At 61.3% G+C, this 26,330-nt stretch carries 27 protein-coding genes; 11 read left to right on the forward strand and 16 right to left on the reverse strand.

Features of this window, described 5'->3' with window-relative positions:
* Positions 1-117 precede the first annotated feature (117 nt).
* Positions 118-1,194, forward strand: a complete 1,077-nt coding sequence (locus KW062_RS21300) for a 3-deoxy-7-phosphoheptulonate synthase (protein ID WP_027620146.1) — start codon at positions 118-120, stop codon at positions 1,192-1,194.
* A gap of 62 nt (positions 1,195-1,256) precedes the next feature.
* Here the strand turns inward: KW062_RS21300 and KW062_RS21305 are convergent, their stop codons facing one another.
* A complete protein-coding gene (locus tag KW062_RS21305; protein ID WP_027620145.1) occupies positions 1,257-1,538 on the reverse strand; it encodes a GNAT family N-acetyltransferase in 282 nt (93 codons plus the stop codon).
* A 632-nt stretch (positions 1,539-2,170) separates the two neighbouring features.
* On the opposite strand from KW062_RS21305, the gene oprI reads away from it, so the two are divergent.
* The gene (oprI, locus tag KW062_RS21310; protein WP_003172710.1) at positions 2,171-2,422 is read left to right on the forward strand and encodes an outer membrane lipoprotei OprI; all 252 of its coding nucleotides are present in this window, start codon (positions 2,171-2,173) and stop codon (positions 2,420-2,422) included.
* Between the two features lie 123 nt (positions 2,423-2,545).
* Here oprI and KW062_RS21315 read toward each other — a convergent pair whose 3' ends face one another.
* The 3 genes from KW062_RS21315 to KW062_RS21325 form a co-directional block, all read right to left on the reverse strand.
* Positions 2,546-3,514, reverse strand: coding sequence for a L,D-transpeptidase family protein (locus KW062_RS21315; RefSeq protein ID WP_027620144.1), 969 nt, complete (start codon positions 3,512-3,514; stop codon positions 2,546-2,548).
* Positions 3,515-3,616: 102 nt separating this feature from the next.
* The gene (locus tag KW062_RS21320; RefSeq protein WP_027620143.1) at positions 3,617-3,910 is read right to left on the reverse strand and encodes a hypothetical protein; all 294 of its coding nucleotides are present in this window, start codon (positions 3,908-3,910) and stop codon (positions 3,617-3,619) included.
* Between the two features lie 58 nt (positions 3,911-3,968).
* A complete protein-coding gene (locus KW062_RS21325; protein ID WP_027620142.1) occupies positions 3,969-4,574 on the reverse strand; it encodes an arylesterase in 606 nt (201 codons plus the stop codon).
* Positions 4,575-4,584: 10 nt separating this feature from the next.
* Here KW062_RS21325 and KW062_RS21330 point away from each other — a divergent pair, with 10 nt between their 5' ends.
* The 3 genes from KW062_RS21330 to greB are packed head-to-tail and all read left to right on the forward strand — an operon-like array spanning position 4,585 to position 8,304.
* Positions 4,585-5,268 carry an ABC transporter ATP-binding protein gene (locus KW062_RS21330; protein WP_027620141.1) on the forward strand — a complete coding sequence of 228 codons (684 nt, stop codon included), beginning with the start codon at positions 4,585-4,587 and terminating at the stop codon, positions 5,266-5,268.
* A complete protein-coding gene (locus tag KW062_RS21335) occupies positions 5,268-7,772 on the forward strand; it encodes an ABC transporter permease (RefSeq protein WP_027620140.1) in 2,505 nt (834 codons plus the stop codon). The genes KW062_RS21330 and KW062_RS21335 overlap by 1 nt, the downstream gene beginning before the upstream one ends.
* 34 nt (positions 7,773-7,806) lie before the next feature.
* On the forward strand, positions 7,807-8,304 hold the full coding sequence (gene greB / locus KW062_RS21340) for a transcription elongation factor GreB (protein ID WP_105753775.1): 498 nt from the start codon (positions 7,807-7,809) through the stop codon (positions 8,302-8,304).
* 3 nt (positions 8,305-8,307) lie between these two features.
* Here the strand turns inward: greB and KW062_RS21345 are convergent, their stop codons facing one another.
* The 3 genes from KW062_RS21345 to KW062_RS21355 all read right to left on the reverse strand — a co-directional run bounded on the left by KW062_RS21345 (position 8,308) and on the right by KW062_RS21355 (position 10,820).
* Positions 8,308-8,616: a hypothetical protein gene (locus KW062_RS21345; RefSeq protein ID WP_027620138.1), complete on the reverse strand. Its 309-nt coding sequence runs from the start codon at positions 8,614-8,616 to the stop codon at positions 8,308-8,310.
* A gap of 245 nt (positions 8,617-8,861) precedes the next feature.
* Positions 8,862-9,296, reverse strand: coding sequence for a DoxX family protein (locus KW062_RS21350; RefSeq protein WP_027620137.1), 435 nt, complete (start codon positions 9,294-9,296; stop codon positions 8,862-8,864).
* Between the two features lie 102 nt (positions 9,297-9,398).
* On the reverse strand, positions 9,399-10,820 hold the full coding sequence (locus KW062_RS21355; RefSeq protein ID WP_027620136.1) for a transglycosylase SLT domain-containing protein: 1,422 nt from the start codon (positions 10,818-10,820) through the stop codon (positions 9,399-9,401).
* 233 nt (positions 10,821-11,053) lie between these two features.
* Here KW062_RS21355 and KW062_RS21360 point away from each other — a divergent pair, with 233 nt between their 5' ends.
* The 3 genes from KW062_RS21360 (at position 11,054) to KW062_RS21370 (ending at position 13,904) form a co-directional block, all read left to right on the forward strand.
* Positions 11,054-11,872: a TatD family hydrolase gene (locus tag KW062_RS21360; RefSeq protein WP_027620135.1), complete on the forward strand. Its 819-nt coding sequence runs from the start codon at positions 11,054-11,056 to the stop codon at positions 11,870-11,872.
* Between the two features lie 83 nt (positions 11,873-11,955).
* A complete protein-coding gene (locus KW062_RS21365) occupies positions 11,956-13,437 on the forward strand; it encodes a methyl-accepting chemotaxis protein (RefSeq protein WP_105753776.1) in 1,482 nt (493 codons plus the stop codon).
* 104 nt (positions 13,438-13,541) lie between these two features.
* On the forward strand, positions 13,542-13,904 hold the full coding sequence (locus KW062_RS21370; protein WP_027620133.1) for an Mpo1-like protein: 363 nt from the start codon (positions 13,542-13,544) through the stop codon (positions 13,902-13,904).
* 6 nt (positions 13,905-13,910) lie between these two features.
* Here KW062_RS21370 and KW062_RS21375 read toward each other — a convergent pair whose 3' ends face one another.
* From KW062_RS21375 to KW062_RS21385, 3 genes are all read right to left on the reverse strand, one after another.
* Positions 13,911-14,708, reverse strand: coding sequence for an acyl-CoA thioesterase (locus KW062_RS21375; protein ID WP_027620132.1), 798 nt, complete (start codon positions 14,706-14,708; stop codon positions 13,911-13,913).
* Between the two features lie 103 nt (positions 14,709-14,811).
* A complete protein-coding gene (locus tag KW062_RS21380; RefSeq protein ID WP_027620131.1) occupies positions 14,812-15,579 on the reverse strand; it encodes a CHAD domain-containing protein in 768 nt (255 codons plus the stop codon).
* Between the two features lie 86 nt (positions 15,580-15,665).
* Positions 15,666-15,944 carry a hypothetical protein gene (locus KW062_RS21385; protein WP_027620130.1) on the reverse strand — a complete coding sequence of 93 codons (279 nt, stop codon included), beginning with the start codon at positions 15,942-15,944 and terminating at the stop codon, positions 15,666-15,668.
* 214 nt (positions 15,945-16,158) lie between these two features.
* Between KW062_RS21385 and KW062_RS21390 the strand changes: the two genes are divergently transcribed.
* The gene (locus KW062_RS21390) at positions 16,159-17,196 is read left to right on the forward strand and encodes a patatin-like phospholipase family protein (protein WP_027620129.1); all 1,038 of its coding nucleotides are present in this window, start codon (positions 16,159-16,161) and stop codon (positions 17,194-17,196) included.
* Positions 17,197-17,214: 18 nt separating this feature from the next.
* On the opposite strand, the gene KW062_RS21395 is transcribed toward KW062_RS21390, so the two are convergent.
* The 6 genes from KW062_RS21395 to kdpF are packed head-to-tail and all read right to left on the reverse strand — an operon-like array spanning position 17,215 to position 25,120.
* Entirely contained in the window at positions 17,215-17,907 is a 693-nt protein-coding gene (locus tag KW062_RS21395) for a response regulator (protein ID WP_027620128.1), read from the reverse strand.
* Positions 17,908-17,955: 48 nt separating this feature from the next.
* Positions 17,956-20,607 (reverse strand): sensor histidine kinase, encoded by a 2,652-nt coding sequence (locus tag KW062_RS21400; protein WP_027620127.1) that lies wholly within the window; start codon positions 20,605-20,607, stop codon positions 17,956-17,958.
* Between the two features lie 40 nt (positions 20,608-20,647).
* On the reverse strand, positions 20,648-21,193 hold the full coding sequence (gene kdpC, locus KW062_RS21405; RefSeq protein ID WP_027620126.1) for a potassium-transporting ATPase subunit KdpC: 546 nt from the start codon (positions 21,191-21,193) through the stop codon (positions 20,648-20,650).
* Between the two features lie 54 nt (positions 21,194-21,247).
* The gene (gene kdpB / locus KW062_RS21410; protein WP_027620125.1) at positions 21,248-23,305 is read right to left on the reverse strand and encodes a potassium-transporting ATPase subunit KdpB; all 2,058 of its coding nucleotides are present in this window, start codon (positions 23,303-23,305) and stop codon (positions 21,248-21,250) included.
* Positions 23,306-23,328: 23 nt separating this feature from the next.
* Positions 23,329-25,023 carry a potassium-transporting ATPase subunit KdpA gene (kdpA, locus tag KW062_RS21415; protein WP_027620124.1) on the reverse strand — a complete coding sequence of 565 codons (1,695 nt, stop codon included), beginning with the start codon at positions 25,021-25,023 and terminating at the stop codon, positions 23,329-23,331.
* A gap of 7 nt (positions 25,024-25,030) precedes the next feature.
* A complete protein-coding gene (kdpF, locus tag KW062_RS21420) occupies positions 25,031-25,120 on the reverse strand; it encodes a K(+)-transporting ATPase subunit F (protein WP_081786396.1) in 90 nt (29 codons plus the stop codon).
* 233 nt (positions 25,121-25,353) lie between these two features.
* Between kdpF and rfbC the strand changes: the two genes are divergently transcribed.
* A complete protein-coding gene (rfbC, locus tag KW062_RS21425; RefSeq protein ID WP_027620123.1) occupies positions 25,354-25,899 on the forward strand; it encodes a dTDP-4-dehydrorhamnose 3,5-epimerase in 546 nt (181 codons plus the stop codon).
* Positions 25,900-26,022: 123 nt separating this feature from the next.
* Positions 26,023-26,190: a DUF2897 family protein gene (locus tag KW062_RS21430; RefSeq protein WP_071554261.1), complete on the forward strand. Its 168-nt coding sequence runs from the start codon at positions 26,023-26,025 to the stop codon at positions 26,188-26,190.
* Positions 26,191-26,330 lie beyond the last annotated feature (140 nt).

Genomic DNA, 26,330 nt, shown 5'->3' on the forward strand with positions numbered 1-26,330 from the left:
TTGTCGAGCCACCGTCTAACGCGCTAAGGTTCGGCTCCCCGCTGCGCTTAAATCATGCTGTGCTCCGCCGCGCGGGGATCGCTGGCGGCCGGCACCCGTGACCTGACGAGTAACACGATGGCTGATTTACCGATCAATGACCTAAACGTCGCCTCCAACGAGACGCTGATCACCCCTGACCAGCTCAAACGTGATATTCCCCTGAGCGATGCCGCCTTGCGCACCGTGACCAAGGGCCGCGAAGTCATTCGCAATATCCTGGATGGCACCGACCACCGCCTGTTCGTCGTTATCGGGCCTTGCTCGATTCACGACATCAAGGCCGCACACGAATATGCCGAGCGCCTCAAGGTCCTTGCCGCAGAAGTGTCGGACACCCTCTATCTGGTCATGCGGGTCTATTTCGAGAAGCCACGTACCACCGTCGGCTGGAAAGGCCTGATCAACGACCCGTACCTGGACGACTCCTTCAAGATTCAGGACGGCTTGCACATCGGCCGCCAGTTGCTGCTGGACCTGGCCGAAATGGGCCTGCCCACCGCAACCGAAGCCCTCGACCCGATCTCGCCGCAGTACCTGCAGGACTTGATCAGTTGGTCGGCGATTGGCGCACGCACCACCGAATCCCAGACCCACCGCGAAATGGCCTCCGGACTGTCCTCGGCGGTTGGCTTCAAGAACGGCACCGATGGCGGCCTAACCGTTGCGATCAACGCCCTGCAGTCGGTTTCCAGTCCACACCGTTTCCTGGGTATCAACCAGGAAGGTGGCGTGTCGATCGTGACCACCAAGGGCAACGCCTACGGTCACGTGGTCCTGCGTGGTGGCAACGGCAAGCCGAACTACGATTCGGTGAGTGTCGCGCTGTGCGAGCAAGCGTTGAACAAGGCCAAGGTCAAACCGAACATCATGGTCGACTGCAGCCACGCCAACTCCAACAAGGATCCGGCACTGCAACCGCTGGTGATGGAAAACGTCGCCAACCAGATTATGGAAGGCAACCAGTCGATTATCGGCCTGATGGTCGAGAGTCATTTGAACTGGGGTTGCCAGGCGATTCCCAAGGACCTCGCCGAGTTGCAGTACGGCGTCTCGATCACCGATGCCTGCATCGACTGGTCCGCGACCGAAACCACCTTGCGCAGCATGCACGCCAAGCTCAAGGATGTGCTGCCTAAACGTGAGCGCACCTGACCGGCATTTGCCGCACAAAAAAACGCCGGGCTCAGCCCGGCGTTTTTATTGGAAAATCCTGATCAAAGCTTGGCGGCGTGCCGCTGGTGACGCTCCATGTACCGCTCCACGTATGAGCATGAAGGGATGACGGTGTAACCCATTTTTTCTGCGTAATCGAGCGCCTGCTCGGTCAACGCGGCGGCAATACCACGGCCACGCAGCGCGTTGGGCACGAAGGTGCGATAAATATCCAGGGTCTGCTTACCCAGGTCCATATAGGTCAGGTAGGCACGATGACCGTCCACATTGGTCTCGAATTGATGACCAGCCTGGTCATGGTGGATGGACAACGCCTCGCTCATCACTACTCCTCGCGGGTCTTCAACTGACCCTACCTTACCGATGTTTGTCCGGCGAAGGAACCTCTACGCCACCCCGTGCCTGTGCGACACCGAGAAAAAGCTGGATCGATCTCACGCAGCCTGGCACGTGTCAAATAGTAGGCACCAAAGCCGTAAATGCTCAAGGCACGCTTGTCACGATGTCTGCTGCAAGGTTCGACACGCGTCACGTCGAGGCCGTTCGATCGAGACGCCTGGGTGGGCGGTCGCCTGAACATTGCCGGATATTGAGACTTGAGACGAAGCTCGCTAGTTAAAGTCACCTCTAACTGCAAAACAGACGTGAGAGACTGCACATTTCCTCAACAAAAGTGTAGACGAATCAATATAGAGCGACTTTAGGGCGTTACTGCGAACTGCTATCAGATTGCCTCGCAGGCTTCAACGGACTCGCTGAGGACGGGCCTCCTGGCTGCGCACTTTTTATACAGGACGATTAAAAGTTGCTCGAAAAAGAATCAGCGCCTACAATTTTTTTTGCTTCTTGCTCTACGTCAGTTTACTTACTAAAAGTAATGGGTAGTATGTACGCCGGCTGTTTCCTCACTCTGAGGTGATAGCTATTTAATAGAAAGTCCTTGAAGGGGAACACGATGAACAACGTTCTGAAATTCTCTGCTCTGGCTCTGGCCGCAGTTCTGGCTACCGGTTGCAGCAGCGTATCGAAAGAAACCGAAGCACGTCTGACTGCTACCGAAGACGCAGCAGCTCGCTCCCAAGCTCGTGCAGACGAAGCTTACCGTAAAGCTGATGAAGCTCTGGCTGCTGCTCAAAAAGCACAACAGACTGCTGACGAAGCTAACGAGCGTGCTCTGCGCATGCTGGAAAAAGCTAGCCGCAAGTAATAGTCCTTCGGGATTGTTATCAAGCCGATCCGTTTTTTGGGTCGGCTTTTTTATTGCCCGGCATTCGTCCAGGCAATAAAAAACCCGCCGCAGCGCTGAGGCTACGGCAGGTTCCTGACAGGCCTACTGCAGCTCGACCGGCGTGCTCGAGACCATCGGCGCAGCGCCGCTCGGTACGGCAATTTCTACCGGCAGGCCATCTTCAGCGGCGACCACATCGCGCACCACATCCCAATTCATGCGCATGTTGCTGGTGATGTCTTCACGCTTGAGCATCGCGTTGATCACCGCGGTGTGCTTGTCCACCACCGACGGATTGCCCTTGTCATCAATTGGCGTATGCGCTTCCAGATAAACCTTGCCGCCGCTCATGCCGAACTTGTACGGATCATTGAGGATGCGCACCGAAGTCCCCACCGGCACCATGCTGGCCATTTCCAATACGTTGTTGTTGAACATCCGGAAGCAGCCATGGCTGGTACGCATGCCGATGCCGAACTTCTTGTTCGAACCGTGGATCAGGTAGCCAGGGGTGCCCAGGGTGAACTTGAACGGCCCCAGCGGGTTGTCCGGACCGGCCGGGACCACGTTAGGCAACGGGTCGCCATCGGCGGCGTGTTCAGCCTTGATCGAAGCCGGTGGGGTCCAGGTCGGGTTTGGGGTCTTGGCCACGATGCTGGTATGGGCAATCGGCGAGCCCCAACCCTCGCGGCCGATACCCAGCGGGAAGGTGTAGACCACGTTGCGGCCTTTGGGGAAGTAGTACAACCGGTACTCGGCCAGGTTGATCACGATGCCTTCACGTGGCCCCGGCGGCAGGATGAAACGGGTTGGCAGGATGATTTCGGTGCCGGCACCCGGCAGCCAGGGATCGACGCCCGGGTTGGCCGCGACCATTTCCAGGTAGCCCAGATCATAGGTGGTACCCAGGTCAGCGAAAGTGTCTTCGTACTTGGCCTTGATCACCTGCACCTGGCCGACGATATCCTCGCCCGGCGGCGGCAGAGGCAGCTCCAGCGCTGCAACGGGACCCGCCACGCACAAGGCGGCAAGTGACAGGCAACGGGCGACAGCGGGAAAGCGCGACAACATCCGGAAAATCCTTTGCATGGTCGACGGAAAGATTAAAGGCGCGATTGTACACCGACGCTCATGCAATCGGGGAGCCGGGCGACAGTCCGCCCGTCATGGGAACTAGAGTTCGAAACGCAGTTCCGGCCAGATCGGCGAAGTGCCGCGCTTTTGCGATTCGAGGATCGCCCGGCACAGCGAGCACAGACGCTGGTCCTGGAACACCCGACGGTCCACGCTCGACCAGCGTGGCTGCGCAGGCAGCAAGGTGCCACACAGGGTACGGTCGGCAGAGCCCCCTAACTCCAGTTGACGCGTCACCAGATGCACCCGGACTTCCTGGCAGGCGAACAGATCCAGCTGCTCGTCAGGCTCGATCAGTTGGTAGGCAAACAGGGACCAGGCGGGACGCGGCATCGGGGGCTCCAGATCAGGGGGGCGCCACATTAGCCGAAAGCCCGTCGCTAGAAAAGCGTCAAAGCAGTGGTTTTAGCGTTGGCCAGACATTTTCCAGCATCTGGTCCTGGGCCCCGGCCGCCGGGTGGATACCATCGGCCTGCATCAGCTCGGGCTTGCCGCCGACGCCCTCGAGGAAAAACGGCACCAGCGGGACTTTTTTCTCGCTGGCCAGGGTGTCGTAGACCTGAGCGAATGCCTGGGTGTAACGCGGGCCATAATTGGGCGGCAGTTGCATGCCCAGCAACAGCACCTTGGCGCCACTCTCTCGCGACTGATCAATCATCGATGCAAGATTTTGTTGCAATTGTGTTGGCGGCTGTCCGCGCAGGCCGTCATTGCCTCCCAACTCAAGGATTACCAACTCCGGCTTATGGGCTGCAAGCAGCGCCGGCAGCCGCGCCTGGCCACCGGCACTGGTGTCGCCGCTGACGGACGCATTGATCACCGTATCGTCGTAACCCTCGTCGCGCAGCCGCTGTTCGAGCAGCGCAACCCAGCCCTGCCGGGTATCCAGGCCGAAAGCCGCGCTGATACTATCGCCAACGATCAGGACAGTACCCGCCGCTGCGTTCTGGGCCATGCACATCAGGGCCAGGCCAGCACTCAAAAACCACACACGCATCGGACTCTCCATGGGCGCAAGCATTCTCACTGCGCGGAACCTTAGCAAAGTGGTTCCCAGCGCGGAAGGTGAACTGACCATCCTGCACCAACTCAGCCTCGAACTGAACAAGGGCGACAGCCTGGCCATTGTCGGCAGCTCCGGTTCCGGCAAGTCCACCCTGCTCGGCCTGCTGGCCGGACTGGACCTGCCCAGCAGTGGTGAAGTCACCCTGGCGGGCCAGGCCCTGAGCCAACTGGACGAAGACCAGCGTGCACGCATCCGAGCCGAACATGTCGGTTTCGTCTTTCAGTCGTTCCAACTGCTCGACAGCCTCAATGCCCTGGAAAATGTCATGTTGCCGCTGGAGCTCGACGGCCGCAAAGACGCCCGCGAGCGCGCCACCGAGTTGCTGCGCCGGGTCGGCCTGGGCAAACGCCTGAGCCATTCACCGCGCCAACTGTCCGGCGGAGAGCAACAACGGGTGGCCATTGCCCGGGCCTTTGCCGCCGAGCCTGATGTGCTGTTCGCCGATGAACCCACCGGCAACCTCGACACCCACACCGGCGAGCACATCAGCGACCTGCTGTTCGAATTGAACAAGGAAAGCGGCACGACCCTGGTGCTGGTGACCCACGACGAGCGCCTGGCCCATCGTTGCCACCGCCTGATCCGCCTTGAAGCCGGCCTGATGGTCGCACCCCTGGAGCCTTGATGGCACGTTTGCCGCTGTTGCGCCTGTTCAGCCTCGCCATCCGCCAATTGCTGCGCGATGCTCGCGCCGGCGAACTGCGGGTCCTGTTCTTCGCGCTGGTGGTGGCCGTAGCGGCCAGCACCGCCATTGGCTACTTCGGCGCCCGCCTCAACGGGGCGATGCTGTTGCGCGCCACCGAATTCCTCGGCGCCGACTTGCTCCTTGAGGGCAGCTCACCTGCCCGTTCGGAGCAAATAGAAGGCGGCAAGACCCTAGGCCTGCAGCATGCGCAAGTCGTCGAGTTCTCCAGCGTCATCGCCACCGACAAGGGCATCCAACTGTCGAGCATCAAGGCGGCCGACAGCGCCTACCCTCTGCGTGGCCAACTGAAAAGCGCACCCGAGCCATTTGCCCCGGAGCAACCCGGTGGTGGTCCGCAGCCGGGTGAAGCCTGGGTCGAGGCACGCCTGCTCACCGCACTGGACCTGCACATTGGCGACAGCATCGACGTCGGCATGAAATCCCTGCGCCTGACCCGAGTGCTGACGTACGAGCCTGATCGAGCCGGCAACTTCTATAGCCTCACGCCGCGCGTGATGATCAACCTCGCGGACCTGGACGCCACCGGCGTGGTCCAGCCCGGCAGTCGCGTGAGCTACCGCGAACTGTGGCGCGGCAACGCCACGGCTTTGGAAACCTACCGGCAACAGGTCACCCCCGCACTGGCGGCCAACCAGCGCCTGCAGGACGCTCGCGACGGCAATCGACAAATTGGCGGCGCCCTTGGCAAGGCCGAGCGCTACCTGAACATGGCGAGCCTGGTGGCAGTGTTGCTGGCCGGGGTTGCGGTCGCGCTCTCGGCAAGCCGCTTCGCGACCCGGCGTTTCGACGCCAGCGCGCTGTTGCGCTGCCTTGGCTTGTCGCGCCGGGAAACCTTGCTGCTGTTTACCCTGCAACTGGCCGTGCTGGGCCTGCTAGCCAGCATCAGCGGTGCCGTCATCGGCTGGGTCGCCCAACTGGGGCTCTTTGCCCTGCTGGGCCAGCTATTGCCCAGCGACGTCCCACCAGGCGGCCTGCTTCCCGCCATCGCCGGGATCGGCACCGGGCTGGTGGCTTTGGCCGGTTTTGCCCTGCCACCTTTAGCCGCTCTCGGCCGCGTACCGCCGCTGCGGGTATTGCGTCGCGACATGCTGCCCATTCCCTCAAGCACCTGGATGGTTTATGGCGCCGCCCTGGCCGCGCTCGGCCTGATCATGTGGCGCCTGAGCCTGGACCTGGTACTGACTTTCGCATTGCTAGGCGGCGGAGTGATTGCCGCACTGGTGCTAGGTGGATTATTGCTGCTGGTGCTCAAGAGCCTGCGCCGCCTGTTGGCGCGCGCCTCCCTCCCGTGGCGCCTGGGCCTGGGCCAACTGCTGCGCCATCCGCTGGCGGCAGCGGGGCAATCCCTGGCGTTCGGCCTGATTCTGCTGTCGATGGCGTTGATTGCCCTGCTGCGGGGCGAGCTGCTGGACACCTGGCAAAACCAGCTGCCGAAAAATGCTCCCAATTACTTCGCGCTGAATATCCTGCCGGCTGAGAAGCAGGCGTTTACCGAGCGCCTGGTCAACCTCTCGGCGCAATCGGCGCCGCTGTATCCAGTGGTACCGGGACGCCTGATCAGCATCAATGGCGAACCGGTGCGCGGCATCGTCAGCAAGGACAGCGAAGGCGACCGAGCCATTCAACGCGACCTGAGCCTGACCTGGGCTGCCGACTTGCCATCGGGCAACGCCATCACCGAAGGCAACTGGTGGTCGGCACAACCCGAAGACGGCATTCCCGGTGTTTCAGTCGAGGGCAAAGTCGCGGCGAGCCTCAAGCTCAAACTCGGCGATCAGCTGGTGTTCACCGTCGCCGGGGTCAACCGCGAGGCCAGGGTCACCAGCCTGCGCAGCATCAACTGGGACAACTTCCAGCCGAACTTCTTCATGATCTTCCAACCCGGCACCTTGAAGGATCTGCCGGCAACCTACCTGACCAGCTTTTACCTGGCAGCCGGTCACGATCAGCAAATCGTCGAGCTGTCGCGGGCGTTTCCCGCGGTGACCATCCTGCAGGTCGAGGCGCTGCTGGCGCAATTGCGCAGTATCCTGGCGCAAGTGACCCTGGCGGTGGAGTACGTGCTGCTGTTCGTTTTAGCCGCGGGCATGGCCGTGCTGTTTTCCGGCTTGCAGGCGACGCTGGACGAGCGCATTCGCCAGGGGGCGCTACTGCGGGCGCTAGGTGCGGAACGGCATCTACTGGTCAAGGCGCGGCGGATCGAATTCGGCTTGCTCGGTGCGGTCAGCGGTTTGCTGGCGGCACTGGGATCGGAACTGGTCAGCCTGGTGCTGTATCGCTTCGCCTTCGATCTGCCCTGGCAGCCCCATCCCTGGTTGCTCGTGTTGCCGATAATCGGCGCCGTGCTGGTCGGCGGCGCCGGTGTGTTCGGCACGCGACGAGCATTGAACGCCAGCCCGCTGACAGTCCTGCGCGAGGGTTGATAGACTCGATGCTTTCCCCACACAAGAAACCGCAATGAGCCGTTACCGCCCTCCTCGTCCTGCCGGCACCGCCCTGATCACACCCGAAGGCGAAGCGCGGATGCGTGCCGAGTTCCATGAGCTCTGGCACGTGCGCCGGCCCCAGGTGACCCAGGCCGTCAGCGAAGCCGCAGCCCAGGGTGACCGCTCGGAAAATGCCGAATACACCTACGGCAAGAAGATGCTGCGCGAGATCGACAGCCGGGTGCGCTTTCTCACCAAGCGCCTGGAAGCGCTCAAAGTGGTCAGCGAAAAACCCAGCGACCCGAACAAAGTTTATTTCGGCGCTTGGGTGACCATCGAGGATGAACAGGGCAAGGAGTCACGCTATCGCATCGTTGGCCCGGACGAACTGGACCTCAAGCAAGGCCTGATCAGCATCGACTCACCGCTGGCGCGAGACTTGATTGGTAAAGCGCTGGATGCGGAAGTGCGGGTGCAGACACCGGAAGGCGAGCAGTTCGTCTACATCACCGCGATCGACTACCCCTGACATTCAGCGGCGAGCAATCAAACCCTGACGGGCCACACGCACCAATTGCGTGATCACTTCGCCGGCCTCTTCGGCAGAGGGCGACTGGATCACCGCGAGATCGAAACTGTCGCTGGCAAAGCGCGCCAGTGACTCACCGTCTTCGACGAACTGGATCAGGAAGGCCGCCGGGCCATTGTTGCGCCGTGGCCAACCGTCCAGATAACGCAACAGCGTCGGCTGGTGATTACCGCCAAGCAGGATTTTCGGGTTGCGTTGAGTCAAATGGGCCGTGATCGGCGCGGGACGTACTGGCGGGTGTAGTGCATTCATTATGTCGTGTCTCTGCCCCAGAGGTCTGCATGGCAGGTGAGAGGCAACACCGAACCAGCGCTTTAGCGGTATTTCGAAGCTTGCTGCAGCTTCTGACGGCAACGGATAGGTCACCTGGCGCCCCGCAAGTAGCTGTTTAAATCGGCGCATGACAATATCCTAGAGAAGCTGACCGGACAGTGTCAAGAATCGCCAATAACAAAAAAGGCCCGCACAATGCGGGCCTTAGCCTTGAGCCAGAGCACTTAGCCAACGATGGCACGGTCTACCGACAACTTGCCGGCCCCTTCCACCAGCACCGCGATACTGCCGCCCAGTAATGCCAGCGCAAACTCGTAGCCGTTGTTGGCCATGAACAGGCCGTTACTGATGTGCACCGAGAAGATCGCCACCAGGGACAAGACCGTCAGCCCCAGGGCGGCCGGGCGCACCAGCAGGCCGATGATCAACGCCAGTCCGGCAAAGAATTCGGTCCCGCCGGCCAGGATCGCCATCAACTGACCCGGGGCCAGGCCAATGCTTTCCATGTACTGCGCCGTCCCGGCAATCCCGTAGCCACCGAACAGGCCAAAGAGTTTCTGCGCGCCGTGGGCTGCGAAGATGATGCCGACGAAGAGGCGCACCACGGTGAGGCCGTAGCCGGCGCGAGTGGAAAGTACCTTGTTGATCATTGTGTTCATGCTCTGCCATCCAAGTGAGAGTGTGTTGGTTGGCCGCCATCATAAACAGTAAAATGAATGAGAAAAGCGCAAAAACCTCCGCAAACAAATCAACTTTTTCGATTACTTACGAGACACAACTTTCTGCGTCTGCGGCTCCAACGACTCTCGTTGCCGGTCATAGGCCAAGTAATACTTGTTTACGCTGTTCACGTAGCTGACCGGGCCCATTCCCACCTGCTCCATGGCAATGCGCTCGACCTGGAAGAACCACTGATTGGGATTCAAGCCGCGACGCCGGGCCTCGGCGCGCATGCCCTGGACCCGTTCCGGACCGATGTTGTAGGCGGCCAGGACAAACGCCATGCGCTCACGCTCGTTGAGTTTGGGGCTGGCGAAAAACTTGCGGCGAATCAAGGCCAGGTACTTCGCTCCAGCCTGAACGTTGTTGTCCAGGGATTGAACATTGTTGACCCCGACCCGCTGCGCCGCAGACGGGGTAATTTGCATCAGTCCGGTCGGACCGCTGCCACTGCGGGCAGTGGGCTGCAACGCCGACTCCTTGAACGCCAGCGCCGCGAGATTAAGCCAGTCCATGCCTTGCTCCCGGGCGTGCTTTTGCAGGACGCTGCGCACCTTCTCCAGCCGTTGCCGGTCGGCGCGCGCCAGCGGATCGCGTACCTGATACAGGCGGCGATAGACCCGCAGGAAGGCCACGTCCTGGTCGGACGGCGGTTTGTAGGTGGTCAGGAAACGGTCGATGCTGGCTCGCAGCATCGACGCGTCGCGGCGTACGAACCAGTATTCCTCCCCCGGCTCACTGATCAGCACCTGACGATCGAAACGCAGTTTTGGCAGGATCTTGCCCCAGCGCTCGGCAATCGGTTGCTCGACAATGGTCAGGTGGAAAATCCCGCCCTGGACCATCTCCAGCACGTCCTCGACCGCCAGGCTCGGATCGACCCACTCGATGGTCACCGGTGGCAACTTGCGTAGCGCCAGTTTCTGGTTGATCTGATTGATTGCCTCGCCAGCGGCGCTCCCAGTGGGCAGCGCCAGGGTTTTGCCGGAGAGTTGCTCAAGCTTGGTATAGCGACGTTCGCCCTTGATCCCCACCAGCAGCAACGGCACGTTGCTGACAATCGGCTCACTGCTGCTGACCGCATGAATACTTTGCGCGTCGAGCAACTCACCCGGGGCTACCAGATCGCCTTCGCCGCGTTGCAGGGCGCCAAGCAGTTGATCTTTAGCCTTGGGAATAATCTTCAGGGAGATTTCCTGGCCATCCCGGGCATGGCCATTGAGGTACTGCTCGAAAGCGCGCAGACGATGGTATTCCATGCCGATGCTCTGGCCCTGGACTTCTGCGGAACTGTTGCGGCTCTGATTGACCAGCACCCGCAGCACGCGGCTGGCGCGGATCTGCGCCAAGTCACGAACCTTGGCCGACGGCAGCGCTTCCACTGGCCCGGCCAGCCGCGCCTGCGCCGGAAACGGCAGCAGCATCGACAAGCACAGCACAAGTAAAACCTGGAGTCGCGTCATCCGTTCTCCGGAAAGAATACTGTCCCACTGCCGGAAAAAATCGGCAGAAGGTCGACAGAAACAGAGCGCCTGGAGCGCTGGCAACGAGCGGAGGCAGGAGCAACGACGGAAGACAAATCCGACGAGGCGCACTGCCGGCATCAAAAGACAGCTTTAACTCTTTGTAGTTCTTGGTTTTTCTTATAAATCTACAGCTCTGCTATGCTTTCCGGCCGCAGACCCAGGGTAGCACCATGCAACTCATCGATATCGGCGTCAACCTGACCAACCCCAGTTTCGCCGACAAACACCAGGCGGTACTTGATCGCGCCTACACCGCCGGCGTCTGCCAATTGGTGCTCACCGGCACCAGTGTCGAGGGCAGTGAACAAGCCCTGGAACTGTGCCAGCAACTGGATGAAAGCGGCCAGCGCCTGTTCTCTACCGCCGGCATTCATCCTCACAGCGCCAGCGACTGGAATGCCGACAGCGCCCGGCACCTGCGCGACTTGCTCAAGCAACCGAGCGTGCGCGCCGTGGGTGAATGCGGGCTGGATTTCAATCGCGATTTTTCGCCACGCCCGCAGCAGGAGAAAGTCCTCGAAGAACACCTGGCATTGGCGGTTGAACTGCAACTGCCGGTGTTCCTCCACGAACGCGATGCCAGCCAGCGCCTGCTGGAGATCCTGCGGGACTTCCGCGACCGCCTGCCCGCCGCCGTGGTGCACTGTTTCACCGGTGAAAAGAAAGCCCTGTTCAGCTACCTGGATCTGGACCTGCACATTGGCATCACCGGCTGGATCTGCGACGAACGCCGTGGCACCCACTTGCACCCACTGGTGCGCGAGATTGCCCGTGGTCGCCTGATGCTGGAAAGCGATGCGCCTTACTTGCTGCCGCGCAGCCTGCGCCCCAAGCCGAAGAATGGCCGCAATGAGCCGGCTTACCTGACTGAGGTCCTGCGAGAAGTGGCGCTGCATCGGGGCGAAAGCATCGAAGATCTTGCAACCCATAGCACTGCATGCGCACGGGCTTTTTTCGCTTTGCCTACGCTTGCCGATAGCGACTCTTGACCCATATCAAGACACAGCGTCTCTCATAGCGGCACAATGATGGCACCTTGCCAATGTTGTTTCCGCTATCAGAGAAGACCTCCATGGGTGCCTGGCTTAGCAATATCTCGCTGAAGTACAAATTCTGGGCGGTCAATGCCGTCGCCTTCGTCACCACCCTGCTCCTGGTGCTGTACGCGGTGCAGCTTGAGCAACAGGCTCGCCATCAGGCGGCACGCCAGGGTGCCGAGGCACAGGCGCAGTTGATCCGTCACTGGCCCGCCGATCAAGCGTTGCCGAAATCCGACTCACTGCTGAGCTACGGATCGGAGCAAATTCCAACCCTGAACCAACAGCCCTTGCCCCAACTGAGCCAGGCCAGCGGCTGGGTACCGCTCAACTCCATGCCGGTGTTTGGCCGCGACCTGCTGATCGGCGCCGAAGTCGTGCCCGGTGCTGAGGGTCAGCGCACGGCCGTACTGGCCTACGGACCCAGCTTGACCCAGGTCTTCAGCGACCGCTTCATGAACTATGCGCTGGCCGTGTTGATCCTGATGCTGGCCATGCTCGGCGCATCGCAGTTGTTGATCCGCTTTTTGCTCAGCCAACTCAACACCCTCAAGGATGTGATGCTGCACGTGGAGAAAACCGGCGACCTGGCGGCTCGCGTACCGCTGTCCTGCGCCGATGAAGTGGGTCAGATGGCCAGCGCCTTCAACGCCATGCAGGCCGGCTATCAACGGGTCGTAACCACAGTGGCCGACACCGCACGCCAACTCGATATTGGCGCCGCACGCCTGGCCAGCAGCATGAACGACGTGCGTCATGGCATGCTCGGTCAACAAAGCGAGACCGACCAGGCCGCCACCGCGATCAACGAAATGTCCGCCACGGTTCATCACATTGCCCAACACGCAGGCGCCACCCGTGATCTGTCGCAAACCGCCGACAACCTCGCAGGCAGCGGCCAGCAAGTGGTCAGCCGGGTGCAGGACTCGATTGCCGGGCTGTCCACCGGTGTGCAACAGACCGCCGAGATGATCCAGCGCCTGGCCGAGGACAGCCAGAAAATCAATGGCGTGGTCAGCGTGATTCACAGCATTGCCGAGCAGACCAATCTGCTGGCCCTCAACGCCGCCATCGAAGCCGCCCGCGCCGGCGAAATGGGCCGCGGCTTTGCAGTGGTCGCCGATGAGGTGCGTAACCTGGCCAAGCGCGTGCAGAGTTCCACCGACGAAATCACCCGGATGATTTCAGCGCTGCAGGCCGGGACGCGCGACGCCGTGGATTTCATGCAGGAGAGTTCGTTCAAAGCCGACGACTGCGCGCAGCAGGCGCAGGAAGCGGGAAGCGCGCTGGCAAAAATCACTGGCGCCGTGGCACAGATGCGGGAAAGCAATACCCAGATCGCGGTGGCCGCCGAGCAGCAGAGCCAGGTTGCCGAAGAGATGAATCGTGCGGTGGTGAGTATTCGCGATGTAACCGAGGACACCGTGCAGCAGACCGTGGATTCGGCGACCACCAGCCACGAGCTTGCGACCTTGGCCGGCCAACTGAACAAGGCGATTGGCCAGCTCAAGCTTTAACTGAAAAGCCCACTATCAACTCGATAGCCAACCTTGATTCGCCGGCCACCACGGGCCGGCCTATTCTTCAACCATGTGTTTCACACGGATCGAGGAGTAGCTTCATGGGCAAACGTCACCCCAACCTTCCCGCCTGGCAATGGCGGGCCTACCCGAACAATCACCAGCACCCGACCAACCTGGTCCTGCATCTGATTGCCGTCCCGCTGTTTATCCTGGCGTTTCTGTTGATCGTGTCCGGCGTGTTCAGCCTGAGCTTCACCAACGTTGCGATTGGCATCATCGGGTTGCTCGCCGCACTGGGTCTGCAGCGCCATGGGCACAGCCTGGAAGCGGAGGCGGCCGAACCTTTCAGTGATCGCAAGGACGCCCTCTCGCGCTTGCTGGTCGAGCAGTTCCTGACCTTTCCGCGCTATGTCCTCAGTGGCGGCTGGTGGCGCGCCTGGCGTGAGCGCCACCGCCGCTGAGCGGCATCAGGCGAAGATCGTCACCGTCTGCCGGCTCAAAGCAATCAACTTGCCCTCGGCACTCCACAGTGCCGCCGCGGCGTGCCCGTAACCATCGCGGGCATGCTCGGTGGTGACGCAGTACTTGCACCAGTCCAGCGTACTGAGCTCGAGCAACGGCTGGACGAATTCGATGGTCCAGGTCAGGGTGCTGCCGGCTGCGGGCTTTTTCAGGTGCGGCAACAGCGCCGGTGGCCAGGCGTCGACCAGCGCCAGGATGCAGGCTTCGCTGAGCGGTTGCGCGTCGACTTCATTGCGCAATCGAACCCAGCCGCCCATTTCCCGCGAAGTGTTGCCGGTAAACGGTAAGCCGCCGATGCTCCAGCGCATCGCCAGATGGCGCATGAATTCGGGCGTCACTCCCGGGATGTACGGCAACTCCTGGCAATCGTCCCAATGCTTCATTTGCGGCGCAGGAGCGGCCGCGATCTCGACTTCGGAAGCACGCGAGGCGCCGAAGCTGCCCTGTACCAGCGTGACCACCTGGCCATCTTGCATGGCGCGTCCCAGTACCTGACTCACGGCCTTGCCTTCGCGCAGCACCTCCACTTCAAACTGAATCGGCACGTCGGGCGCGGCCGGTCCGACGAAGGTGATCGCCAGCGAGCGCACCGGGCGATCCGCCGGGACCCTGGCACGCATGGCTTCGTACTGCAGAGCCGCGACCAGGCCGCCAAAACTGGCGCGTCCCTGGCTCCATTGGGCAGGGATCACCAACCCGGCAGGTGAGCGCCGAACCGCATCGATCAATTCTGAAAAGCGCATGGAAACCTCGGAACAGGGCGTAGGAATTATCCGATCTTACCCAGCCCGAAGGCTCTACACAGCACCTGTTTAGGCCAAAGTGACTGACAGATACGCCGCCGCTTCAAGATTTGAAGCAGGCCGCACTCAACTTGTCGAGCACCCGATCAGCGCGCTCCTGTGCCTCAAGCATGGTCTGCTGCCAGACCGCAACGCAGGGCACCAAGTCCGATTCGTGCTCGACACGCGCCAGCCATTGCCAGCAATCATGCCAGTCGCCCAGGGCACTTTGCGCCGCCTTGAGCCGTGGCATGGCGGCGGCCGGCAAACGGTCAAGTTCGGGGTAGGCTTCGATGGCGTACCGCACACGCTTGATCAGCAGGCGCAGGCGATGCCGATCATGGGCTGGGTCATGGAGGGTCCGGTCGAGGGTTTTCCATTGTTTGGCCAGGCGCTTTTCGATACGCCAGCGCAAGCCCTTGAGCAACCCCTGGCGTTGGGAGGCTCGCAAAAAGCGTGGGAACACATCGAGCACCATCAGCAATTGCGACAGTTGAGCGCTGTCCGCTACTTCGGGAAAGGCCGTGGCCATTTGCCGAATCCGCCGCTCGGCCGCTTGCATATGCCCCTGCTCGAGCAGGTAGGCGGCCAACACTTCACGATCGCGCAGCGGCGTGGTCAGTTCGCCGACGCTCGCCGACGCTGCTTCCAGTTGCTCGACCCCGGGCAAGCCACGCAAGGGCCGTAACAGGCTGCGCAAGCGGCGAACCGTGGTGCGTAAATCGTGCAAAGCCTCTGGGTCGGTCCTGGCACTCAAGCGCGCCTGACACGCCAGTAATCGCACCTGCACGCCCAGCACCTGAGCCACCAACCGATCAACCAACACTGACATACCGAACTCCACACTCAACCTTCACCCCATTGCACCCATGATCGGCACAACTCCAGACACCGGTATTGCCCCGGATCAACCGGAACTCAACGACCGGCGCGGGATTCGCGAATGTAGAAGCGCGCTTTCTCAGCCTTGTTGCTGCAACCTTCAAAGGCTTCGAATTGCTGCTGGGTCTTGGCGCCGGTCAGCAGCGACAGGGCCTTGGAATAACTCACGGTGCCGGCAAATCCTTCGGCCTTGGCCAGGTCCAGTTCTTTCCAGGCGGCATCCAGTTGGCTGGCGCAGCTATCGCGATAGGCGGTCTTTCCTGCGCAACCGGCCAACAGCAACGCAACCAATGGCAGACAAATCCATGCTTTCATCAAAGACACCTCAAGGTAGAAAAACAATCGTGCTGGGTATGACGGTCAACGCGAGCAAAAGTGCCTTGCCTGAGCGTTGGAAACAATAGCGCCGGCGAGAATACCCATCTGCCGTCATGCAGTGTCGAAAAAACGGCATGAACGAGTCAGTGTGATTGAAGCACGCCCCCGAAAAGGTGCATTGTTAAAACCTGCTTGGGCAAGGAACACCTACATGAAGAAGCGCGTCGCACTGGTACTCGGCTCCGGTGGCGCCCGGGGTTATGCCCATATCGGGGTCATCGAAGAAATTGAACGACGCGGCTACGACATTGCCTGTGTCGCTGGCTGCTCCATGGGGGCCGTGGTGGGCGGCATCTACGCGGCTGGCAAACTGAACGATTACCGTGACTGGATTGAAAGCCTGGATTACCTCGATGTCCTGCGCCTGGTGGACGTCAGTTTTCGTCTGGGTGCTATACGGGGGGAAAAAGTTTTCGGGCAGATCCGCAAGATTGTCGGCGAGATCAACATTGAAGAGCTGCGCATCCCTTACACCGCCGTAGCCACCGACCTGACCAACCAGCAGGAAATCTGGTTCCAGGAAGGCTGCCTGCACCAGGCCATGCGTGCCTCGGCGGCGATTCCCAGCCTGTTCACCCCGGTGATGCAGGGCAACCGCATGCTGGTGGATGGCGGCCTGCTCAATCCCTTGCCGATCGTGCCGGTGGTGTCGAGCCATTGCGACCTGATCATCGCGGTCAATCTCAATTCGACCAACCAGAAACACTACCAACTGCCAGTGATCCAGCGTCCGGCAGCCTTCAAAAGCCGCTTCGACAGCCTGCTCAACTCTCTCGGCTCGCATATGCCGTTCCGCCGCAAACAGGCCGAGCAACTGCTTTTGCTGGAACAGGAAGCACTGCGCAGTGAAGCCGCGGAGTTCAACCCCTGGATCGAGCCCGCCGAACCCGAAGCCCAGCAACCGGCCAACGGTCCGGAAAACGAAGGTGCGCCAAAGTCGGCCACCGGCTCGTTTATCATCGATAACGTCGGCCCCGCCTCATTGCTGGACCTGATCAACCAAAGCTTTGAGGTGATGCAAACGTCCCTGGCGCAGTACAAGATCGCCGGTTATCCACCGGACGTCCTGATCAACGTGCCGAAACGGGTCTGCCGGTTTTTCGAGTTCTACAAGGCGCCGGAGTTGATCGCCCTGGGACGTGAGATTGCGCGGGACACCCTGGACCGCTACGAGAATGAGCGCGACTGATCTGCAAAGAACAATGGTTCACGTCTCGCTGAGCAAGCGATAGCCCACACCCGCCTCGGTCAGAATGAACCGCGGCCGGGTGGGATCATCTGCCAGTTTCTGGCGCAGATGCCCGACGACGATGCGTAAATAGTGGCTGTCCTCGGTATGAGTAGGCCCCCAGATGTCCTTGAGCAGTTGCTGCTGGGTAATCACCCGGCCGGCGTGACGCGCCAGTTGCGCGAGTACCGCGTACTCCTTGCGGGTCAATGCGACATCGACCCCGTCGAGCTGCACTCGTCGATAGGCCAGGTCCACCGTCAATGGACCGAATTTCAGTGCCGCCTCCGGTGCCTCTGCGCCCGGTGCCTGGCGCAATAGCGCACGAATTCGGGCGAGGAACTCCTGAATACCGAACGGCTTGGTCACGTAATCGTTGGCGCCGCCATCCAGCGCCTCGACCTTCTGGCCTTCACTGGCGCGTACCGACAGCACCAGCACCGGCACCGTCGACCATTCGCGAAATTCGCGCAACACCTGTTGGCCGTCCATGTCCGGCAAGCCCAGGTCGAGCACCAGCACGTCCGGTTTGTTCAGCGCCGCCAGGGCCAAGCCCTCGGCGCCGGTGCCCGCCTCCAGCACTTTGTAGCCCTGGGAGGCGAGGCTGATACGCAGGAATTTACGAATCTGCGGCTCATCATCAATGACCAGGATGGTCGCGGTCTGCGTCATGTATTCAATTCAGCTCAGGTTAGTGGCAAGAGAGTAGCGCAGCAGGCATCAGGCTTCACCCTCAAGCCCCGGTTGCTCCTGCAGGGGCAGGTGCAGAGTAATGCAGGTGCCCCGCGCTTGAATGCCACTGGCCACGCTGATCCGCCCGCCATGGGCACCGACCATGCCCTGGCAGATGGCCAGGCCCAGCCCGGTGCCCTGCCCGCCCCGATCACCCCGCGCCGCGGTGTAGAACATGTCAAAGATCTTGCTTCGTTCGTCCTTCGGAATCCCCGGACCTTCATCGCTGACCGAAAAAAACACTTCGCTGTCGCCAGCGCCCGCACTCACTTGCAAGCGGCCGTGGGTGGGAGAAAAACGCGCGGCGTTTTCCAGCACGTTGACCAGCGCCTGCTCGATCAACGCGGCGTGGACGAACAGCAGCGGCAACTCGCTCGGCACCTCGATGATCACCTGCAGCGGCGCCAGCACCGCGCGCAGTCGGTTGAGCGCACTGCCGACGATATCGGCCGGAGCCACCCAGTCGCGCGTAAGCTTCAGCGCACCATGCCCCAGGCGAGTCATGTCCAGCAGGTTCTGGATGTAGCGATCCAGTCGCTCGGCCTCATCGCGGGTGCCTTCGAGCAACTCTCGACGATCTTCCAGCGGGATAGCCTCGCCCAAGGCCAACAAACTGTCGATGCTGCCGCGCATGGAGGTCAATGGCGTGCGCAGATCGTGGGACACCGAGGCCAGCAAGGCGCTGCGCAACTGCTCAGTCTCGCCATGCAGGCGCGCGGCCTCCAGGTCCTCGGCCAGGCGGGCCCGGGCCAATGCCTGGGCCAATGGTTGGCTAAGTGCGGTCAGCAAGCGTCGGCGCTGGGCGCTGAACACCTCTCCCGCCTTGGGACAAACACCCAGCAAACCCAGGGGACCGTCATCCACCGACAACGGCCACCACCACCAACGTCCGAAGGGCAACGTCCCGGTGCCCATGCCCGCCGGCTGATCGTGCTGCCAGGCCCAATCGGCGGCCGCGCGCTCGGCTTCATTGAACTGCAGCGGGCCGCCCGTCTCGACTTTCCAGCCGCCCTGCCCGTCCCGATTTACCAGGCACAGCTGCAGATCGTTCCAGCCCAGCAGATGCTGCGCCGCGGCACTGACCACCGCCTGCCGATCGGTGGCCGCAGTCAGTTTGCGCGACAGATCGAGCAGTTCACTGGTTTCCTCCTGAGTATCGCGCAGCGCTTGCAATTGCCGGCGCTGACGTGCGGCGAGGTTGCCTGTGAGCGCCGCCATCAGCAGGAAAAACAATAGAGTCAGCACGTCCTCTTCACGCTGAATCGCGAAGGAGAAATTCGGCGGGATGAACAGAAAATCGTAGGTCAGGAAAGACAGCACCGCACACACCAGCGCCGGCCCCAGACTGCTGCGCACCGCCACCAGCAATACGGCGGCCAGAAACACCAGGGAGATGTTCGGCAGCGGCAACACACTCGACACGGCCCAGGCCAGGGCGCTGGCCAGCACCGTCGCCACCGGTGCCAGAGCGTAATCGAACCACACCAGCGACTGCACCGGACGCTGGCGCGGCTGATGTTGTTCTTCGTCGCTGTCCAATACGTTGATTTCCAGGCCACGGGCATTGCGCAACAACCGTGAAGCCAGTCCACCGCCGAACAGCCGGCGCCGCAGACGCGGCTGGGACTGACCGACCAGCACCAAGCTGGCGCGCCGTTCGGCAGCATGCTGGATCAAGGTTTTCGCCACCTCACCCGCCCGCAGCAACACCACTTCGCCGCCCAACCGTTCGGCCAGTTGCTGGGCGCTTTGCAGGCGCAGCCGCGCCTGCTCATCGCGTACGCTGCCGTTGTCCACATGCACCAGGCTCCAGGGCAAATGCCGACGCTGCGCGACGCGACTGGCATGGCGTACCAGGCGCTCGGCCTGGGCATCGCCGTCGACCCCCACCAGCAAACGCCCGCGCACCGCCGGCGCCGCCTGGCCCAATTGCCGATAGCCGCGACTGAGGTCATCATCGACCTGCGCCGCCGCCGTCTGCATCGCCAGTTCGCGCAGCGCAGTGAGATTGGTCTGCGTGAAGAACGCGTCGATCGCCGCCCGCGCCTGCTCCGGCACATACACCTTGCCGTCACGCAGACGCTCCAGCAGTTCACGCGGCGGCAAGTCGATCAGCAGCAGTTCATAAGCCTCCTGCAGTACCCAATCGGGCAAGGTTTCGCGCACTTGCACGCCGGTTATGCCGCGCACCTGATCATTGAGGCTTTCCAGGTGCTGCACGTTGACCGTGGTATAGACGTCGATCCCGGCGGCCAGCAATTCCTGAATATCCTGCCAGCGCTTGGCATGCCGACTGCCGGGGGCATTGCTGTGGGCCAACTCGTCCACCAGCACCAGCTTCGGCTTAGCCAGCAACAGGCCATCGAGGTCCATTTCCTCCAGCTGTACGCCACGGTACTCACTGCGCAGCAAGGGCTGTTGCGGCAAGCCGCCGAGCAAGGCCTCGGTTTCCGCACGGCCGTGGGTTTCGACCACGCCCGCAATGACTGACACGCCCTGGCGCAAGAGGCTGTGGGCGGCTTGCAGCATGGCGTAGGTTTTGCCGACGCCCGGAGCGGCTCCCAGGAACACCTTGAGCCGGCCGCGCCCCTCGCGAGGTAAATCAGCCAGCAATGCGTCGGCGCGGCCGGAATCACTCATCGGGAACTCTCTTTGTTCGAGTTAATGGATTCATCAACAATTACAGCCTTTCCAAAGCCCTGTTCAACTCCAGCACATTCACCACTGGCGGGCCTACCAGCGGCCGCTCGATATGCGCCTCGAACAACTGCTGCAGAGTGGCCTGCGAGAGGTTGCGAGCGGCGGCAACCCGCGCCAGTTGATAGGCAATTGCCTCAGGTGGCAAGTGCGGATCCAGGCCGCTGCCGGAAGTGGTCAGCAAGGCCAGCGGCACCGGCCCCTGCCCTGCAACCTGCTGCTGAGTGGCCGCCTCGATTACTCGCGTGGCCAATGCCGGATTACTCGGAGCGAGGTTGCTGGCGCTGCTGGAAACGGTCGCAAACGCACCCGCTGACGGCCGTGGATGAAACCAGGCATCACCGACGAAATCCTGGGCGATCAGAGCCGAGCCACGCACCTTGCCATCGGCGTCCCGCAGCAAGCTGCCGTTGGCCTGATCGGGAAAGGCAACCTGGGCGATACCGGTCACCGCCAAAGGATAGGCGACGCCTGTAATCAGGGTCATGAGCACCAGAAGGCTCAACGCCGGGCGAATCATTGTGGACATGTCTGAATCCTCGAATCGGTTTGAACGCCGCGCACCTGGCGCGGCACGCAGCGCTTACACCAGGTGCAGCGCGGTCAATAGCAGGTCGATCAGCTTGATCCCGGCGAACGGTACGATGATCCCGCCAACCCCGTAGATCAGAAGGTTGCGCCGCAGCAGATGGGCCGCACTCGCGGCTTGCACCCGCACGCCACGCAAGGCCAGCGGGATCAGGGCGACGATGATCAGTGCGTTGAAGACGATGGCCGAGACAATCGCGCTTTGCGGACTGCTCAGGTGCATGATGTTGAGCACGCCGAGCTGTGGATAAATCGAGGCGAACAGCGCCGGCAGGATCGCAAAGTACTTGGCCACATCGTTGGCGATGGAAAAGGTGGTCAGCGCCCCACGGGTCACCAGCAATTCCTTGCCGACCTGTACCACGTCCAGCAACTTGGTCGGATCGCTGTCGAGATCAACCATGTTCGCCGCTTCCCGTGCCGCCTGGGTGCCGTCGTTCATCGCCATGCCGACATCCGCCTGAGCCAGCGCCGGCGCATCGTTGGCACCGTCGCCACACATGGCAACCAGGCGCCCGTCATTTTGCTCGTGGCGGATGCGTGCCAGTTTTTTCTCCGGCGTCGCTTCGGCCAGGACATCGTCGACCCCCGCTTCGGCAGCAATCGCCGCTGCCGTCAACGGGTTGTCTCCAGTGACCATGACCGTGCGAATCCCCAGCTTGCGCAGTTCGGCGAAGCGTTCGCGAATCCCCGGCTTGACCACATCCTTGAGATGGATCGCGCCCAACAACTTGCCATCGACACACACCAGCAGCGGCGTTCCGCCACTCTGGGCAATCCGCTCGATTTCCCGCACCATCGCCGGTTGCAGGTCGGTGCGGCTCTGGCCGATAAAGGCGAGCAACGAATCCACCGCGCCTTTACGGTACACGCGGCCCTGACAGTCGACACCGGACAAGCGGGTTTCAGCACTGAAGGGCACGGCAGTCAGGGCGTCGGCCGTCGGTTCAGCCTGTGGATAAAGCCCACGCAGGTACTCGACGATCGACTTGCCTTCAGCCGTGTCATCGGCCAGCGAAGCGAACAATGCCCCCTCGGCCAGTTCCTTGGCCGTCACGCCGGGCGCGGCATAAATGGCCGAGCAACGACGGTTACCGAAGGTGATGGTGCCGGTCTTGTCCAGCAACAGCACATGCACGTCCCCCGCGGCCTCTACGGCTCGGCCGGATTTGGCGATGACGTTGAGGCGCACCAGGCGGTCCATGCCGGCAATCCCGATGGCCGATAACAGGCCGCCGATGGTGGTGGGAATCAGCGTCACCAGCAGCGCCACGAGGAATACCAGCGGCAGGCTGCCATTGGCGAAATGAGCGAAAGGCTGCAAGGTCACGACCACTACCAGGAAGATCATGGTCAGGCCGATCAGCAGGATATCCAGCGCCACTTCGTTGGGGGTTTTCTGGCGCTTGGCGCCTTCCACCAAGGCGATCATCCGGTCCAGCGTCGATTCGCCGGGGTTGGCGGTGATGCGCACCAGCAGCCAGTCAGACACCAGTCGCGTATTACCGGTGACCGCCGAACGATCACCACCCGACTCTCGAATCACCGGGGCCGACTCACCGGTGATCGCCGCCTCATTGACGGCGGCAATTCCCTCGATGACCTCGCCGTCCCCCGGGATCATTTCCCCGGCGGCAACCCGCACCACATCACCTTTGCGCAGGCTGGTGGCGGGCACCACCTGAAAGCTGCCATCGGCCTGTTTGCGCCGGGCGCTGAGGCCCTCGCTCCCGGCCTTGAGACTGTCAGCCCGAGCCTTGCCACGCCCCTCGGCGAGCGCTTCGGCAAAGTTGGCGAACAACACGGTAAACCACAGCCACAGCGCAATTTGCGCCGCGACCAGGGTCGGCACCGCAGTGTCCGGGACCAGGCATAACAGGGTGGTGAGTATCGCGGTCAATTCGACCACCAGCATCACCGGCGAACGCTTCAATTGTCGCGGATCAAGCTTGACGAAGGCTTGCACCAGCGCCGGCCGCCACAGGGCCGAGATCGCGGTGTTGGGTTGCTCCGGCGCCTTGGCGGCGACGGCTTTGGTTGCGGGCATGTTCATCATCCAGCTCCAGGAAAAGAGGCTCAGAAGCCCAGGCTCAAATGTTCAGCGATGGGACCCAGCGCCAAGCTCGGCAGGAAGGTCAGGCCGCCCACCAGCAAAATGGTCACGGTCAATAGCGTCACGAACAGCGGACCATGGGTCGGGAAACTGTTCTGGCCAATCGGCGCGGTCTTTTTCATCGCCAGGCTGCCGGCCAGTGCCAGCACCGGGAGGATGTATCCGAAGCGGCCGATCAACATGCCCAGACCGAGCATCAGGTTGTGGAACGGCGTATTGGCGCTTAGCCCGGCGAAGGCCGACCCGTTATTGGCGCTGGCCGAGGTGTAGGCGTAGAGCAACTGGCTGAAGCCGTGAGGACCGGGGTTGCTGATGGTCGCGGCCGGGCCGGGCAGACTCGTTGCCAAGGCACCCAGCACCAGCACACCCAGCGGCATCACCAGCAGCGTCACCACCAGCAACTGCACTTCCCTGGCCTGCAGTTTCTTGCCCAGGTACTCGGGGGTGCGGCCAATCATCAACCCGGCAAGAAACACCGCGATCAGCACGTTGAGCAACATGCCATAGAGGCCTGCGCCCACCCCGCCGAAAATCACTTCGCCGACCATCATGTTGACCAGGGCCACCATGCCGCTCAGCGGATTGAGGCTGTCATGCATGCCGTTGACCGAACCATTGGAGGCTGCCGTGGTGGTCACTGACCAGAGCACCGTCCCTGTGGTGCCGAAGCGCGCTTCTTTACCTTCCAGTGGCGCCGCCTGTTCCACCGCAACGTTGTTCAACAGAGGGTTGGGTTGGTACTCCGCCCACAACGACACGGCACCGCCGATCAGGAACAGGGCCAACATGCAGGCGATGATCGCCCGGCTCTGGCGCAGATCCTTGACGTAATGGCCAAAGGTAAACACCAGCGCCACCGGGATCAGAATGATCGAGGCGAGTTCGAACAGATTGCTCCAGGCCGTCGGGTTCTCGAACGGATGGGCCGAGTTGACGCCGAAGAAGCCGCCACCGTTGGTGCCCAATTGCTTGATCGCGATCTGACTGGCAGCCGGCCCCAGAGGTATGACCTGATCCGCGCCCTGCAGGGTCAGCGCATTAACGTACTGAGCAAAGGTCTGCGGGACGCCCTGCCAGACCAGAAACAGTGCGAGCAACAGGCACAGTGGCAGCAAACCGTAGAGCGTGGCGCGGGTCATATCGACCCAGAAGTTGCCCAGGGTCTGCGTCGACTTGCGAGCGATCCCCCGGCACAGCGCGACCAGCACGGCGAGGCCCGTCGCCGCGCTGACAAAGTTCTGCACCGTGAGGCCAACCATCTGACTCAAGTAACTGAGGCTGGCCTCACCACTGTAAGACTGCCAGTTGGTATTGGTCATGAAACTGACCGCAGTGTTGAAGGCCTGGGTCCACTCCTGGGCCGGCAGGTTCTGCGGGTTGAGCGGCAAATGGTCCTGGAACAACAGGATCATGAACAGCAACACAAATCCCGCGAGGTTGAAGGCGAGCAACGCCAGGGTGTACTTCTGCCAGCTCTGTTCCGTCTGCGGATCGACACCGGCCAGACGATAACAACCCCGCTCGACCGGCCCAAGCAGCGGCGACAACCAAGTGCGCTGGCCTTCCATCACCCTGTAGTAGAACCGCCCCAAAAACGGTGCCGGAATCAACACCAGGGCGAAGAAGGCAACAATCAGCCAATAGTCATAACTGTGCATAGCCGCCCTACCCCTGATCCGCGCGCAGAAGCGCAACCAACAGATAAATGAACAGTCCCACTGCCAACAGCAGGGACACCCCGTCCAGAACGCTCATGGAATTTCTCCGTGTTACGGCGTATTGCCGCGTGTGGAGGAATTTTCCGTGGTCAGGGCGTAAAGGTGCGAGATCGAGGGGGCAGGCCTGGCATAAAGAAAGTGTAAAGAGTGACCTGCAACGCAACTGCTGCGGGACTCACCGCGCTGGTGTTCCATGGAGGCGATTGTTCGCATTCCACCGACAGTTTGGGTAAGAATGTCGGCCATCAATATCTACTGCTGGAGAAAGTGATGAATGTAGTCCCCACCGATCTGCCCGGTGTTCTAATTCTCGAGCCAAAGGTGTTCGGTGACGAGCGAGGTTTCTTTTACGAGAGCTTCAATGCGCAGGCCTTTGAGCAGGCGACGGGATTGACCACCCAGTTTGTGCAGGACAACCACTCTCGTTCGCAAAAGGGTGTTCTACGCGGCCTGCATTACCAACTTGAAAACACCCAGGGCAAGCTGGTGCGTGTAACGGCGGGTGAAGTGCTGGACGTTGCGGTGGACATTCGCCGAAGCTCACCCCACTTTGGAAAATGGGTCGCGGTTCGCTTGTCGGCAGATAACCATCGCCAATTGTGGGTTCCAGAAGGCTTCGCCCATGGATTTGTAGTGCTGAGCGAGTTTGCCGAGTTTCTTTATAAAACCACTGATTACTACACACCTGCGGCAGAACGGAGTATTCGCTGGGATGACCCAGACCTCGCTATCGACTGGCAAATGGATCAAGCACCTCGGCTTTCCGCCAAAGACGAGGCGGCGTCCTTCTTCAAAGATGCCGACGTATTTCCTTGAAGCCGACTTCAAGTACCCAAGACCTCGAAGGGAACGTTGGGCTGTGCTATGACTCAAAAAGGAAGTACGTGAGATATCTACGCGAAACCGTTCGCCTCGACACGTATCTTTAAGGAGAGCCCTATGCCTTGGTATGCCTGGTTGATTCTGGTGGTAGCGATCGGATCGATCGTCGGAGGTTTAATGATGTTGCGCGATACCGCGAACAAAGTCGAACTGACCGATGAGCAACGTAAACGCGTGGCTGAGCGTAACGCAGAGATGGACGCCAAAGACGCTCAAGACCGCTAAGAGATGACCGCGCCAGTTGCTAACTTCCGCTATCAACAGCGATACCACAGCTAGCGCGGCATAACTTGGTTGCATCTGCATGGCATTTGCGAGTAGAAGTACAATCACCATTCCATAAAGCTTGGTTAATATGGCGCATT

It is taken from the genome of Pseudomonas fluorescens, from assembly GCF_019212185.1.
In the GTDB taxonomy this organism is placed as follows: Bacteria; Pseudomonadota; Gammaproteobacteria; order Pseudomonadales; family Pseudomonadaceae; genus Aquipseudomonas.